This is a genomic window from Rhizobium sp. OAE497, assembly GCF_040546565.1.
Taxonomy (GTDB): Bacteria; Pseudomonadota; Alphaproteobacteria; order Rhizobiales; family Rhizobiaceae; genus Rhizobium.
Window position 1 is genome coordinate 376,634 of the sequence record NZ_JBEPOA010000003.1, and the last position, 14,325, is coordinate 390,958.

Below are 14,325 nucleotides of genomic sequence, written 5' to 3' on the forward strand. Positions count from 1 at the left end.
TTCACTTCACCCTTCACTTCGTATCGGTCAGTACGTCACCCGCCAGTTCCCAGGGCGCCACGTTTGATCGGGATCGTGTGTGAAGGTTGGAAGAACGCTGCATTTGCAAGAAATTACCTTGATCGAGGTGATCTTCGATCCATTTATCTTCGGGAGGCGCCGCAAGAGCGCCCGTTATAGAGGAGACATATCATGAGCGCCAAATGGAATAGACCGATCGAGGTCAGTTTCGGCGTATTGGGCTATCGCACTGTAACCGGCCCTTTCGACGCGATGATCGTCTTAACGGATATGTGGCCGATGAAATCAGGAATGCATTTCATTAAGGCTCGCAACGCATGTAGAGGCGCGATCGCTGGGCGCATCGAAGCCGAGGACGCCCGCTCACAGTTCCTCGCCGCGGCTGAGGAGGCAAACCTCAGCACGCACTAGAGAAGCACCCGGCCCGTCCATGGGACATGCCACAGTGTCCCCTCCGCGAACATGCGCTGCATGTCTATGCAAAGGTGGCACCATGATCTTTCGTTTTGATCCATCGTCTCGACTTTGAGTATTGATCATGAAGTCCCTACGACGCTAGTTGATGGCGGAGGGCATCGAACCAAGGCGGTCTTTCAGGGTGGCATCGTTGGGAGACGCCGCCTCGGTTCATCGATGAAACTATTTCCGTTCAGCGGTGCCCGGAGCCGCCATCTTCGCAGCTGCTCTGCAAGGAACCCGGCAGGCGTCACGTTCGCAATAGCGGCCTGGAACTTGTTCTTCCATCCGGAAACGACGTCGCCTTCGCCATTCATCATAGCCTTGTAGCCAATCTTGGCAACTTCGGCGGGATCGTCTTTTCGGGCTGGCCGACATCGGCCGCCATCGAGTTGGACCGAGCCACCCACCTCTCCAATCGCTGTCACACCAGTCGCGATGCCCTGCTGCAGCAACTTCAGGACAGGGCGTTTGCACGAGGCTTTAACCGTCAACGTGGCCGTTTACCCACTTCGTCGAGCTCGCGTAAGCTTTCGATGGCGACGTGACGAGTGCGTAGCGGCAATATAGGTGAGATTCGTCTCATCCTGATCGCCGCGCTATAGAGGAGCTTCCTCTGCGCTAAACGCCTTACATATGCCTCCCTTGGTAATCCTGCGACCACTGAACGTAGGTATCGAAGAGCGTTGACATCCGAAGTGTCCGATCCAGTTTAGTTGGCGATCCATACTTTTGCCAACTTCCCCCCGGAGCTTGCATGCGACCTCGCGTATCCGTCATCGTCAACCTCACGGCCATTGTCGTCGCTCTTCTGGGACTAGGCATTGGCGGTCTCGGTGGCTGGCTGGTCGCTCTGGGGGGCACATCTTATTACCTTATTGCCGGTATCGTTCTTATCCTGACAGGGGTTTTGTTGTTCCGTAACAGCAGGGCGGCCGTCTGGGTCTATGCGCTGGTGCTAGCTGGAACCATCGCCTGGGCGCTGATGGAATCCGGCCTGGACGGCTGGGCGCTTATCCCACGCCTCGTCGGCCCAGCCGCCCTTGGTCTCTGGATATGGTCACCGCTCGTCTATGGTCGGCTTGATCGCAGCCCTGTGGCCCCGCGATCAAGCCTTGCTGCGTCTATGACGGGGATGGCCGTCTGCGCTGCGATCATTGTACTGGTTTTTGCAGCCGGCTATTGGATCACAGACGCCCGCTATATCAGGAGTGGCGATCCGTCAGGCTGGCAGAATGCTGCAGTCGCCAACGGACAGGTCGACCCTGCCACGCCCGACGATGCCTGGAACTTCTACGGTCGCACCCCTGCAGGAGACCGCTTTTCGCCACTGATCCAGATTACTGCCGACAACATTAAGGACATGAAGCCCGCATGGTCGTTCTCGACGGGCGATCTGCCTCGGCCCGGCGAGAACTCTGGCGGGCACGAGTTCAGCTTTGAAGCGACGCCGATCAAGGTCGGTGACACGCTCTACTTCTGCACGCCACATCGCGAGGTCGTGGCGCTCGGTGCGACGGACGGCAAACTCAAATGGCGTTTCAATCCGGCCGGCGACATGTCTCACAATGTCTACCAGGCCTGCCGCGGGGTCTCCTATTACGATGCCTCCGCATCGGCTCCCGCGTCGGATACCTGCAAGACCCGGATCATCTCGACCGCTTCCGATCTACCACGGCTGTTCGAACTCGATGCCGAGACAGGCAAACCCTGCGAAGGCTTTGGGAACCAGGGGATGGTCGACCTTCGAGACCATATGGGGCCAGTGCCGCCGGGCTTTCATTTCATCTCGTCACCACCTCTGGTGCTCAACGGCAAGATCGTGCTCGGCGGCTGGGTCTACGACAACCAGTCCGTCGGTGAACCCTCTGGCGTGATTCGTGCCTTCAATGCCAATACGGGCGCGCTCGCTTGGTCATGGGACATGGGCAAGACACCCGCCAACAAGAAGCTTGACGTGGGCGAGACCTACACTCGAGGCACGCCGAATGGCTGGGGCGTCTACACCGCCGATCCCAAGCTCAACCTCGTTTTCGTGCCGCTGGGCAACGCCACGCCGGATTACTTTGGCGGCGAACGCCGACCCTTCGACGACAAATATTCGAGTTCGTTAGTAGCGCTTGACCTCACCACGGGCGAAGAACGCTGGCACTTCCAGACGGTTCACCACGACCTCTGGGATTTCGATCTCCCGGCCGGCCCCGCTTTGGTCGACCTTCCGGACGGAAAGGGCGGGATTACGCCTGCCCTAGTCCAGACGAGTAAGCAGGGGCAACTCTTTCTTCTCGACCGGCGCGACGGGCATCCCCTTGCCGACGTCGAGGAGAAGCCTGTTCCACAGGGCAGTATTCCGGGCGAGCGCTATTCTCCGACCCAGCCGTTCTCGACGGGCATGCCGCAGATGCTCGCAGCGAAGCTGCAGGAGGCGGACATGTGGGGTGCGACACCTGTCGACCAACTCCTTTGCCGGATCGCCTTCCATCGCATGCGCGATGACGGCCTGTTCACACCGCCCGGCGAGAAGCCGACCATCGGCTGGCCTGCCTTCGACGGCACCTCGGACTGGTACGGCGCGACTGTCGATCCGGAACGCAAGCTTCTCTACATCAACACGACCTTCATGCCCTTCCAGCTTCAAATGGTGCCCTATCAGGCTGCTCTGAAAGAGGGGCTGTTCAAGCCGTGGGGAGGCTGGAGCGAGCCATACCCCCAACCTGAGTTCCAGAACAACCCGGAGCACGGAACGCCGTTTTCGATCGTCGTAAAGCCTTGGTTCGGCATATTCGGCATTCCCTGCAACCGCCCGCCATGGGGCCAAATGCAGGCTATCGATCTCCTGACAAAGAAAGTCGTCTGGCAGCGGCCTGTCGGCACGACCCGTGACATGGGGCCGTCGGGATTGCGTGCGCCATTCGGCTTGCCGACGGGGATATTCAGCATGGGCGGCAGCGTCGCAACCCGCAGCGGCCTGGTCTTCATGGGTGGGACCACCGATCAGGCCCTGCGTGCCTTTGACGGCAGGACGGGCAAGATTCTCTGGGAGACCCATCTCCCCGCGGGCGGCAACGCGACACCGCTGACGTACATGGGCGCGGATGGGCGACAGTATGTCGTGATCGCTGCCGGCGGTCACGGCGGCCTGCAATCCCGCAACGGTGACGACGTCATGGCATTCGCCATTCCGAAGTCTTGACCCTGTCGCTGGAAATGAGGAACGCGTTGCGGTTCATCACCCCTACATTCAACCCGAACGAAGGAGGCTGTCATGCCAGAATATCCAAAACCCCCGTTCCCATCCCAGCAGCAGCCAATGCCGGGTCGCACAGGCAGCATGGACCCTGTGCCGGATCACGGTGAGGAGAGCTATAAGGGGTCGGGCCGTCTTAAGGGAAAAACGTGCGATCATCACCGGTGGCGACAGCGGCATTGGCCGGGCGGTCGCCATTGCCTATGCCCGCGAAGGAGCCGATGTCCTGATCTCTTATCTCGACGAGGATGAGGACGCCAAGGCTACGCAGGCGTTCGTCGAGAAAGCCGGCCAAAAGGCGGTTCTGGTTCGTGGAGACATCCAGAATGCGGATCACTGCCGGGCGATCGTTGACACCGCGGTCAAGGAGCTGGGCGGGATAGACATCCTGGTCAACAACGCCGCGCATCAGGCGACGTTCAAGAGCATCGAGGATATTTCCGATGCCGAGTGGGAGCTGACGTTCAAAGTCAACATCCACGCCATGTTCTACCTGACGAAGGCGGCCATTCCGCACATGAAGCCGGGCTCCTCCATCATCAACACGGCATCCGTCAATTCGGACAACCCGAACCCCACGCTTCTTGCCTATGCGACGACCAAGGGTGCCATCCAGAACTTTACGGGCGGCCTCGCGCAACTTCTGGCCGAAAAAGGCATCCGCGCCAATGCCGTCGCGCCCGGTCCGATCTGGACCCCGCTCATTCCATCGACGATGACGGACGAAGCCGTTACCAACTTCGGAAAACAGGTGCCAATGAAACGACCTGGACAGCCAGCCGAGCTGGCGACAGCATATGTAATGCTTGCCGACCCGCTCTCGAGCTACGTGTCCGGCACCACGATCGCGGTCACTGGCGGGAAACCGTTCATCTAGGCATCGAGCTCTAGGATTTTGCGATGACCGACATCATGCCGATGGCACCGACATGGGCCGAGATTGCGGTCCGCCTGTTGCTGACCGTGCTGGCTGGATCATTGATTGGTATCAACAGGGAGATCGGCGGCCACACCGCCGGCTTCCGCACGACCGTTCTTGTCGGCTTGGCCGCCTGCATCGCGATGATCCAGGCGAACCTTCTGCTGGCCACAGTGGGCAAGTCTGATGCGTCGTTTTCGGTCATGGACACGCTGAGACTACCACTTGGGGTACTGACGGGTGTCGGCTTCATCGGCGGCGGCGCGATCCTGAAGCGCGGCGATGTGGTCTCGGGGGTGACGACGGCAGCGACGCTCTGGATCATCACCGCGATCGGCCTTTGCCTCGGCGGCGGACAGTTATTGGTCGGCTGCTCCGGAGCAGTCATCGCGCTCATCGTCCTGTCTCCGCTGAAGCTCGTCGATGATTGGCTTCCTCGCAAGCATAAGGCCGAGATGGTCGTGTCTTTCGACGGCCCAATCGAGGACATCCAAAACGCCTGCAAGGAGTTGGGGCTGAGGACGCGGTTCGTGCGCAAAGAAAGGCCTGAAAGCCAGACTTCGAATACGATGACATTCGAGCTGATCTGGCGCAGCAGCAGTGCCCGAGAGCAGGAGATTGTGCCCGCCTTGGAGGAGCGGTTCATGCTGTTGAAATTCGAAGTCCTCGGTCGCGAGGCTTAAGAAGCGCCAACGCCCTGGTCAGCAGCCGAGGACTACCAAACCGTGATGGGAATGTTTTGCGAGGCCTCGAATTTTGGGTCGCCCTCCATAACTCGCTGTTCTTAGGTCACTTGGTTCAGATCCTCGTTCTTGAAAACCCAAATGATGAAGCGGTGATCGGCCCAGTCTTGCCAGTATTTGGAAACGGTGATCAGCTCCGCCATGTTATTCATCTGTGCGCCATCGCCGACCAAACCGATGACAGGCCGGTCCGGATGGGCATATTTAGCAGCGATGGCACTGCAGCACCCATCGATGCTAGTCCGCCCGAGAGCGACGCCGTCATGCCGGCTCTAATCTTGATATCGCGCGCATACCAGTTCGCACAGGAGCTGGAATCGCTGCAGTTTTTGTCAAACGAGCTGCTTTCTTATGTGAAGCAAAAGAGAAACGCCGGAAACAATTAGACTTAGCTTGGCGCCGCCATGGTCTGCGCCTTCGGGTAGCTCGCCATTCCGGGAGGATGGCGCTACAATCCGGTAAGCTTCTGCGCGAAGAGTTTGCATTCACAACGTCTCGCACGACCAGACTGGATTTATTAGCATCATGGCGAGCAATGTCCTACCCGCGATCATCGATTGACCCTGAAAGCTATAGCAATATTCGAATGGCAAGGATCCAAAGTCTTTATCGCTTCGTAACAAGCATCTTTTCGGCATAGATTCGAAACAGCGCGAGGTGTCACGCCTCCTCCTCATCTCGACTTGTTTTTGCGCGCCTTTCGTTCCGCATGCGTCCTCTGCAGGATAGCTTGAGAACGTTTGGCGGACTTTTCGCACCGGAGATGAAGCGCTTCAAGTTCCTTGTCGGTTAACTTCTCAATCCCGATAAATTCATTCTCGGCATCAGAGGAAAGTATGATCTCGTCGAGCTTGGTCTGAAGGGCCGCGCCATCGCGGTTTTGCGTGTTCTGGATCAGGAACACCATCAGGAAGGTGATGATGGTCGTGCCGGTGTTGATCACCAACTGCCAGGTCTCGGAAAATGCGAAAAACGGCCCGGATACCGCCCATATCACGACGGCGGCGACGCAGAGAATAAAGGCGATGGGGCTACCGGTTGCTCGGGCCGTCGCGGTTGCGAATTTCGCGAATATGCGATCCATTGAGATGTCCTCCTGATCAAGCGTTGTAGCGAGTTACAGACCAGAGGTTATGCGACTTAGTGAAGCGTGCCGCTGATCACCATCTTCGAGACGAAGGCCGCCAGCAGGGTTGGGTCGAAGTGACCTGGCGATCTCATCATCATGTCAATGGCTTCGGCCTGCGACCACGCCTGCTTGTATGGCCTCACGGTCGTCAACGCATCGTATACATCGCAGATTGCAGCGAGCCGCGCCACATACGGAATCCGCTCTCCAGCCAGGCCCGATGGATAGCCGGAGCCATCAAATTTCTCATGGTGGTGGAGGCAGATATCCAGCACCCAGCGGGGCGTGTCTGGAAGGCTCGATACCAGATGGTAACCCCGCTGCGGGTGCAGGCGGACGAGTTCCATTTCCTGACCGGTCAGCTTGCCGGTGTTCTTCAGGATGCCATCTGGAAGCGCCATCTTCCCGAGATCATGCACGAGGCCGCCAAGCCCAAGGATCCGCACATCCCCCTCCGTAAGACCGAGAGCGCGGCCGAAGCTGATCATCAAGGCGCTGACCGCGAGCGAGTGGAGGAATGTAATCTCATCCTTCTCCTTGAGCTTCGCGACCCCGATCAATGCCCCCGCGTTTCTCGACGCTGCTGACATGATCCGTTCTACCGCGACATCCGCCGCTTCAGAGGCAATGCCGCCCTTGATCCGCGCATCACTTAGAACCTGGCGGATATGGGGCTTCGTCTCCTCGATACAGCGCTTCGCCCGGCTGACGTCGCCCGCCGAGAATTTTTGAAGGAGCATGGCCTCGAAATGCGCTCGATCGAAGGGTTGTGTCGGTACAGCGTAGCGCTCGGTATCGCGGCCTTTCCCGACGTCGATGACGAGGGTCATCACGTTGCTGTTCAACATGCGGCGTAAATCAGAGGCTGACGAAACCATGAATGGGCTGAACAGCATCGACTGCACCTGGCTGCCGCTCTCAACCTCCTCGATGAACATCCCTACCCGCAATTCCTGTAGCCGGATTCTTTTCAGCATTTCTAACGGCCCGCGTCCAATATCAGAAGATGAATGAATAATTGTGAGAGAACCCGTTTTTGTTTCAGGAAGTGTGAACCGTCAAAGGTTATATTTAAGGTGGAAGAGAAGCTGTTAGCTCAGGTCGTTCTCAGCAGTGCGGTATTATCATCAGTGCGGTAGCCGCCACTCAGCCGCCTCGCGTTTCCTTGCAAAGGAAGTCGAGGATAGAACATGGTCGGGAACCGGACGGCCGAAAAGAAAGCCTTGCAGTTGATCGGGTGCTTTCTGAACCAGGCGCAGGCGCTGCTCTTCGGTTTCGACACCTTCGATCACCACGGCCAAACCCAGGCTGCGGGCTAGCGCCACGGCACAATCGATGATGACTTCCGCGACGGGATCATCGTTCAGCGCCGCGGCATAGGCGCAATCGATCTTGATCTTGTCGAAGGCATAGCGCCTGAGGTTCGTCATCGAAGAGTAGCCGCTGCCATAATCGTCCATGACGATCTTCGCGCCCAGGGCCTTGAGCGCGGCCAGATTCTGGGCCACTTCCGGACGATCCTCTAGAAGCGACGTCTCAGTGATTTCCAGTTCAAGCCGGTCGGCGCTCAGTCCGCTTGCGTCCAGCGCGGCCGTGACGTGGCTCAACAGGTCAAGGCTCAACAGCTGGCGGGCCGAGACGTTGATCGCGATGAACTCCTCATTCCACTGAACAGCCTTTCGGCAGGCCTCTTGCAGAACCCAGCGACCTATCTCCACGATGCTGCCGGATTCCTCCGCAGCTTTGATGAACACCGAAGGCGACAAGACGCCGTAACGAGGATGCCGCCAGCGTAACAGCGCCTCCCGGCCTATCGTCAGGCCAGAGACGCGGTCGACGATCGGCTGGTACAGCAAGAATAGCTCGCCTTCCTCGGCGGCTTGCCTTAGCTCGGTCTCCAGGCGAGCACGCTCCCGCATCTCCTGATTCAGGAAGCGGTCGAAAGCGGAAACCCTGCCCTTTCCGTCGAGCTTGGCGCGATAGAGTGCGGCATCCGCACTTGTCTGCAACTGCCTGAGGTTCGTCCCGTGCGCGGGAAAGGTGGCGATGCCGACGCTGACCCCTAGTGCGCCGGCTTTGTCATGGATGGCGAATGCAGACCTGAACTTCTCCGTGAAAGCGGCCGCCGTCGTCTGCGCGAGTTCAAGATCCGCGTCGGGCAGCAGCACAGCGAACTCGTCGCCGCCTAGCCTTCCGATGATGGCTGGTGCATCGAAAGACGATCTGAGCACCTCAGCAACTTGCTGGAGTACCCTGTCGCCGTGCGCATGGCCATGGGTATCGTTGATCGACTTGAACCGGTCGAGGTCAAGGGTCAGGAACGCCAATTCTGTTTCGTCTGCAGATGCCAGTGTTTACCGCTTGCTCCGCGCGCTCATTGAAGGCGCGCCGGTTCAAGAGGCCGGTCAAGGCGTCATGTGAAGCAAGATGCTCAAGCTGCCGGTGTGCTTCAAGCCGTTCCGTGAGATCTCGTAGCCCGTAAACGTTGGTCTCGCGGCCCCGATACTCGATGACGCCCTCGACGATTTCCACAGGGACCGATCCGGCGTCTGACGTTAACGAGCCTCTAATGCCATTGCGATCGGTCAATAAGTCGGTGAGGGGGAGCGATCTTAACCCGCCTATCGATCGGCCGGTCAATGCGGCGAAGCGCTCGTTTGCGTGTACGATCTGGCCGTCCCGGGTCAGGACCACTGCCTCGAAGGTCGCGTTCGCCAGACCTTTGACATCAGTAAGATGCCGATCGATGACCAGCGCCGCAATCCCGGTCGCGATCAGCAGGCTCGACACAACGCAGACGCCAACGGCAATACCCACCCGGTCGATGAAGGTCAGCGCCTCTCCCACGTCCGTATACAGCGGAATGACCTGAAGACCGCTCATCGAGATCATGTGGTGACCGCAGACCGCAGCGACGAAGAGCAGGCTTGCGCCGACAAGCCACAAGCTCGTCATCTTCCGGGACAGGAGTAGCATCCCTCCAATGGCAAAAATCCCGCCGACGGCCCACGCGGTAATGGTCGTAGCCAGATCGGCCTCGATCAACGCGGTCCCGAGGATGGCGGTCAGGCCGACGGCATGCATGGTTGCGATTGCGAGCCCGAGCAGCGCGCCGGCAGTCAAAGCGCCCTGCCGTCCGGAGACATAAAAGGACGCAAAGGTGGCCAGACAGGAAATGCCGATAGCAACAACGATGGAGAGCGCAGTCTCGCTCAGTCGATAGGTAACTGGAATGCTGTAGGACAACATCGCGATGAAATGCGTCGCCCAGATGCTGCCGCCAATGACTAATCCCGCCACAGTCAGCCAAAGGTTCCGGTGCGCCCTAACGCACTGGCGCGCCCGCGAGAGCATGAACACCGCCGCGAGGTGGCCAGCGGCGCAGACGCAGACGGCGACCAGAAGAAGCGGCCAGCTGTGCTGTTCAGTGATGCAGGAAACCAGTCGGATCATGTGCGCCTCCGGCCGGCAAAGTCTCATGTGGGGTCTAAGCAAAGTTTAGAAAACTCGATACAGATTTAACGACCCGCCCGCATTGTTCCTTTCCTCTTAGAGGCATCACCAGCAAGCTGACACCCTGGTTGCATCCTCTAAGGATGTCGCCAGCTCTGGAAAGCCAGCGCAAAGGCAAAGGTCTGCCGGCCCTTCACTTGGCTCTGGCGCTAAGTCACCACTTCAACCCGCCGGCGCAACATTGCCGACCGTGACGGCGTTCAGCGCCGCGCGCAGCTCTTCGAGCCCGTGCGGCTTCTCGTGGTGCTCCCACTGCACGCCATCAGACTTCTGATTCCATGACCACAGTTGAATGACGGGCGGCCGCGTAACGGCAGGCGTCATCGAATTCCTGCTGCGTCGCAAAGCCGCGTCTTGGCAAGATAAACGCTTCCCGCTTCGAGATCGGCAGCATCAGGTAATTCCGCTCGCGGATGATGCGCTTCACCGTCGTCCAGGGAACCGTTGAGTCCGCGACGCTGGACGTCACGCGAATGGCGTCGTCACTCAATGTTGTGGTGATGGTTGCGTTGGCGGAGGCGATCTGCCGGTAAGACAGAAACGAGGCGCCCCAAGCGAGCCAATGGGTAGCAAGGGACACCAGCAAGACGATGGCAAGGCCGCCGACCATCCACAGCATTGAACCGTCGGCTACCATGGCTTCAACCATGACGACTGGATTATATACGTTGGTATAAAAGACCATGAGGCACCAAACGGCGAAGAGCCAAAGAACCATTGTGACCAGGCTTCGTTGCCAGGGCCGCCGTGTCAGGGCTCGCGCCATTGCGGCATAGTCCCAGCGCGTCAATGTATAGGTGATCTGAAATATTCGGTGCGACTTCACGTCCATATGACTGCTGCCCATTTTGCAAAACGCTCATGTGTAGTTGTAGTCACAATCCGATGCGTCTGAAAGACAATCCGGGCAGCCGCCAGTCCTCGCCTACGGATATTGTCGCTGAAAACTCATCCCCGACTTCACCCGCTCTTGATGGGCTGTTAGAAGGGTTCGAACCGATATCCGTCGAGGAGCCGAACTTGAAAATCCTAGTGCGTGAGAACAATGTCGACCAGGCGTTGCGCTTCCTGAAGAAGAAATTGCAGCAGGAGGGCGTGTTCCGGGAAATGCGTCTTCGCGAGCACTATGAGAAGCCGTCAGAAAAGCGTGCGCGGGAAAAGGCTGAAGGCATTCGTCGCACGCGCAAGCTCGCGCAGAAAAAGCTGAACCGCGAATTGGGGATCAGCTCCTCGAGGAAGGCAAAGTTAAAACTCGCGCCAACACAGCCCGGGGCCAAGTGACGCTTGCGGTCTCCAGGTCAAGTAAAGCGGGTTATAACCGGTGATCGGATGTCTCAGCTTTCACTGATCCCGTTCGGCCAGGAGCACTTCCCGCTTCTCATCAGCTGGTTTCACAATCAGCAAGAGGTCACGCAATGGGCGGGCTCCGGGCCGACGTATCCGGTGACGCCGTCACAACTCGCGGCGATGCTCCAAGAAACGGAAATGTCACCACCTCGGCGCTATTGCTGGATGGCGGTCTCGGACGAACATGAAGTCGTCGGCCATGCACAGCTCGCGATCGATTGGAATGACGGCGTGGCTCGGCTTGCGCGGATCGCAATCGCGCCACAGCTGCGCGGGACTGGCAAAGCTAGCGTCATGCTTACGCTCGTCCTCACGGAGGCATTCGGCCATCCGCAGATTGAACGTGTCGAGCTAAACGTTTTCTCCTGGAACGAGGCTGCCATCAGGGCTTACATGCGCCTGGGCTTTTCACATGAGGGAACGCGCCGCTCATCCGTGAAAGTCGGCACTGAACGATGGGATACGGTTATGATGGGGCTGTTGCGGAGTGAATGGGTCGTCGCGGGGCGTGTTTAAAATAATCGGAATACTTGCCGCGCCTTCCAGGTAACGTGGTACCCGCCCTTCCGCTGCGCTGCGGACCGAGCGCCTTCAGGACATCCGCTGAAGGTTAGCCGCTGATAAGCGCGCTATTCCCAGCAGGAGATCCTCGATGCAATCAAGGCAGCCTAGGTCATGGTCTCCACCGCCGTGCTAGCGATGATGCATGACTTCCCATGGTATCTGGACCTCAACGGGCGCCTCGGGTCTTGAAGTCGGTATGAGCGGCAAGCCAGCCTCCAGGCAAGCAGCTACGAAACCCTCTCGCGCGATCGCCGCTGGAATGACACCGCTTAAGGCGCGGCGGCATCGTTTTACCGCCTGGTCATACCGTTGGCCGTGTCGTGTCGGCCATTCGTATTCCAGAAAATCCAGGGCATCGTAGATGCTGGTGAATGTGTGCTCCAGACCGCACTGGAGCCGGATCCTAACAGGACGGTCCCATCGAACATCAAGCAGCGGCATCTTGGTTTCCTCCTTCCCAGCCACCTTACATCGTCATTAACTAATATTGCAGGTCAGCGACAGCGGTTCAAGGGTCAGCTCCGGCTTCTGAAAGCAATGCAGAGTGGACGTCCGTTATAGTAAACTTACCCGCAAATTGGGTGAGTGAGCGGCGTTTGGATGCACCGCGTCGGTCGCCGACATCGGGGCAAGGGGTCTCCAGCAGCTGGCTTTTGGAAGTGCACACGCGCCGCTCATCACGTGTCGACGAACCCGGAACAACGAGGAGCTGCATGAGTTTGGCCTTCTCATACAAAAGGAGAAGACGATGTCTGACAATGAAACCCGTGAAGTGTTTGTAACCGGTCTGAAGAACGCGCATGCCATGGAGAACCAGGCTCTTTCGATCATGAAACCGCAGCTTTCCCGGATTGAAAATTACCCGGAGGTCGCCGCAAAGCTCGACCAGCACATTCGGGAGACCGAGGGACAGATCCTGCGCATCGAAGAGGTTCTGGACGGCCTGAACGAGGACCACTCCTCGATCAAGGACATGGCCCTCTCGTTTACCGGAGCAATGGCGGCGATGGGCCACACGATGGCGGGAGACGAGATCCTGAAGAACTCGTTCGCCAATTTCGCCTTCGAGAATTTCGAGATGGCGGCCTATAAGTCGCTGCTGACAGTCGCCGAGGTCGGCGGCTTCGGCGCCGCGATGACCGCGCTGCAGTCCAATCTCGCCGAGGAGAAAGCCATGGCGCAATGGCTTGACGAGAACCTGGTATCGGTGACGACGAAGTTCCTGTCGCTCCGGGAGGCGGGTGAAAAGGCAAAGGTCTAGGAACGTTTCTCCGCCAGGGCCGGCCGCATCACGTTAAGCGGCCGGTCCCGATGTGCCGACATACGGCAACGAGGACAAGAGCAACGTCATCAACATCATGGATGCATTGAAGAAGTCGATTGCCCAGGGACCAAATCCGAAGAGCCGGATGATAACTACCCTACTTGAGCGGACAAAGACACTGAACCCCAACTGGGGCCTGGCGTAGCGCCACCAGCCGTAGACTTGATTAAAATAGCGAGCTGACAATATTACACCCGGAACAGAAATGCGGCTCAAGGTCGCGTGCAAGCCGATCGCTTGCCAGACCAAGGAGCTTTCCATGTCAGTCATCAATCGCAACAACGTGAAGACCATTGGCGACGGGGCACAAACGATGCTGTTTGCCCACGGGTTCGGCTGCGATCAGAACATGTGGCGGTACGTCGCGCCGCAATTCGCGGACCGTTTTCGCGTGGTGACGTTCGACCATGTCGGCGCCGGGGGGTCAGATCTCTCCGCCTACGATTTCGAGAAATATAGCACCCTGGATGGATATGCCACCGACATCGTCGAGATCGGGCAGGAGCTCGGGATCGAGAACGGCATCTTCGTCGGTCACTCCGTCAGTGCGATGATGGGCGTGCTGGCGTCAGCAAAGGCGCCGACGTTGCTTTCCAGGCTGGTGCTCGTCGGGCCGTCTCCACGATATATCGACGACCTCGATTACCAGGGCGGGTTCAGCCGACAACAGGTCGATGAACTGCTGGAATTTCTCGACAGTAATCATATGGGCTGGTCGCTGGCGATGGCGCCGGTGATCATGGGCAATTCTGACCGGCCGGAACTCTCTGAGGAACTGACCAACAGTTTCTGCAAAACCGACCCGGAAATCGCCAAGCATTTCGCCCGCGCGACATTCATGGCCGACAATCGCGCCGACCTCGACCAGGTGAAGGTTCCGTCATTGATCCTGCAATGCGCGGAGGATGTCATCGCCCCGGTCGCGGTCGGTCACTACCTGCACGCCAAACTGCCCGAAAGCACTCTTGTCCTGATGAAGGCGACGGGTCATTGCCCGAACCTCAGCCACCCTCAGGAAACAGTGGCCGCCATCGAGACATTCGTGGCCGCCGCCTGATGAAC

At 58.5% G+C, this 14,325-nt stretch carries 13 protein-coding genes and 4 pseudogenes; 8 read left to right on the top strand and 9 right to left on the bottom strand.

Annotated elements, in window-relative coordinates; translation table 11 throughout:
• The first annotated feature begins 192 nt into the window (after positions 1–192).
• Complete coding sequence (locus ABIE40_RS28365) at positions 193–432, top strand: DUF982 domain-containing protein (protein WP_210341159.1); 240 nt, start codon at positions 193–195, stop codon at positions 430–432.
• 5 nt (positions 433–437) lie between these two features.
• On the opposite strand, the pseudogene ABIE40_RS31070 reads toward ABIE40_RS28365, so the two are convergent.
• A pseudogene (locus ABIE40_RS31070) lies at positions 438–536 on the bottom strand (cysteine hydrolase); the annotation flags it as partial.
• Positions 537–660: 124 nt separating this feature from the next.
• Positions 661–845, bottom strand: a pseudogene (locus ABIE40_RS28370) (SDR family NAD(P)-dependent oxidoreductase); the annotation flags it as partial.
• A 389-nt stretch (positions 846–1,234) separates the two neighbouring features.
• Between ABIE40_RS28370 and ABIE40_RS28375 the strand changes: the two are divergent.
• The 3 genes and pseudogenes from ABIE40_RS28375 to ABIE40_RS28385 all read left to right on the top strand — a co-directional run bounded on the left by ABIE40_RS28375 (position 1,235) and on the right by ABIE40_RS28385 (position 5,326).
• The gene (locus tag ABIE40_RS28375) at positions 1,235–3,670 is read left to right on the top strand and encodes a membrane-bound PQQ-dependent dehydrogenase, glucose/quinate/shikimate family (protein WP_199628569.1); all 2,436 of its coding nucleotides are present in this window, start codon (positions 1,235–1,237) and stop codon (positions 3,668–3,670) included.
• Positions 3,671–3,742: 72 nt separating this feature from the next.
• A pseudogene (locus ABIE40_RS28380) lies at positions 3,743–4,601 on the top strand (SDR family oxidoreductase).
• Positions 4,602–4,624: 23 nt separating this feature from the next.
• Positions 4,625–5,326 (top strand): MgtC/SapB family protein, encoded by a 702-nt coding sequence (locus ABIE40_RS28385; protein ID WP_199628567.1) that lies wholly within the window; start codon positions 4,625–4,627, stop codon positions 5,324–5,326.
• Between the two features lie 104 nt (positions 5,327–5,430).
• Here ABIE40_RS28385 and ABIE40_RS28390 read toward each other — a convergent pair.
• The 6 genes and pseudogenes from ABIE40_RS28390 to ABIE40_RS28415 form a co-directional block, all read right to left on the bottom strand.
• Positions 5,431–5,708, bottom strand: a pseudogene (locus tag ABIE40_RS28390) (thiamine pyrophosphate-dependent enzyme); the annotation flags it as partial.
• 351 nt (positions 5,709–6,059) lie between these two features.
• On the bottom strand, positions 6,060–6,470 hold the full coding sequence (locus ABIE40_RS28395; protein WP_199628566.1) for a low affinity iron permease family protein: 411 nt from the start codon (positions 6,468–6,470) through the stop codon (positions 6,060–6,062).
• Positions 6,471–6,526: 56 nt separating this feature from the next.
• Positions 6,527–7,492 (bottom strand): cyclic di-GMP phosphodiesterase, encoded by a 966-nt coding sequence (locus tag ABIE40_RS28400; protein WP_199628565.1) that lies wholly within the window; start codon positions 7,490–7,492, stop codon positions 6,527–6,529.
• Positions 7,493–7,642: 150 nt separating this feature from the next.
• Positions 7,643–8,842: a putative bifunctional diguanylate cyclase/phosphodiesterase gene (locus tag ABIE40_RS28405; RefSeq protein WP_354541208.1), complete on the bottom strand. Its 1,200-nt coding sequence runs from the start codon at positions 8,840–8,842 to the stop codon at positions 7,643–7,645.
• The gene (locus ABIE40_RS28410; RefSeq protein WP_354541209.1) at positions 8,823–9,968 is read right to left on the bottom strand and encodes an MHYT domain-containing protein; all 1,146 of its coding nucleotides are present in this window, start codon (positions 9,966–9,968) and stop codon (positions 8,823–8,825) included. Before ABIE40_RS28410 ends, ABIE40_RS28405 begins: the two co-directional genes overlap by 20 nt.
• Before the next feature lie 322 nt (positions 9,969–10,290).
• A complete protein-coding gene (locus ABIE40_RS28415; protein ID WP_199628563.1) occupies positions 10,291–10,860 on the bottom strand; it encodes a YcxB family protein in 570 nt (189 codons plus the stop codon).
• Positions 10,861–11,048: 188 nt separating this feature from the next.
• Between ABIE40_RS28415 and rpsU the strand changes: the two genes are divergently transcribed.
• A complete protein-coding gene (gene rpsU / locus ABIE40_RS28420) occupies positions 11,049–11,309 on the top strand; it encodes a 30S ribosomal protein S21 (protein WP_199628666.1) in 261 nt (86 codons plus the stop codon).
• 48 nt (positions 11,310–11,357) lie between these two features.
• Entirely contained in the window at positions 11,358–11,891 is a 534-nt protein-coding gene (locus ABIE40_RS28425) for a GNAT family N-acetyltransferase (RefSeq protein WP_199628562.1), read from the top strand.
• Positions 11,892–12,068: 177 nt separating this feature from the next.
• On the opposite strand, the gene ABIE40_RS28430 is transcribed toward ABIE40_RS28425, so the two are convergent.
• Positions 12,069–12,380: a DUF982 domain-containing protein gene (locus ABIE40_RS28430; protein WP_199628561.1), complete on the bottom strand. Its 312-nt coding sequence runs from the start codon at positions 12,378–12,380 to the stop codon at positions 12,069–12,071.
• 307 nt (positions 12,381–12,687) lie between these two features.
• Here ABIE40_RS28430 and ABIE40_RS28435 point away from each other — a divergent pair, with 307 nt between their 5' ends.
• Both ABIE40_RS28435 and ABIE40_RS28440 read left to right on the top strand, forming a co-directional pair.
• Complete coding sequence (locus ABIE40_RS28435) at positions 12,688–13,200, top strand: ferritin-like domain-containing protein (RefSeq protein ID WP_183795934.1); 513 nt, start codon at positions 12,688–12,690, stop codon at positions 13,198–13,200.
• A gap of 322 nt (positions 13,201–13,522) precedes the next feature.
• On the top strand, positions 13,523–14,320 hold the full coding sequence (locus ABIE40_RS28440; protein WP_199628665.1) for an alpha/beta fold hydrolase: 798 nt from the start codon (positions 13,523–13,525) through the stop codon (positions 14,318–14,320).
• Positions 14,321–14,325: the final 5 nt, after the last annotated feature.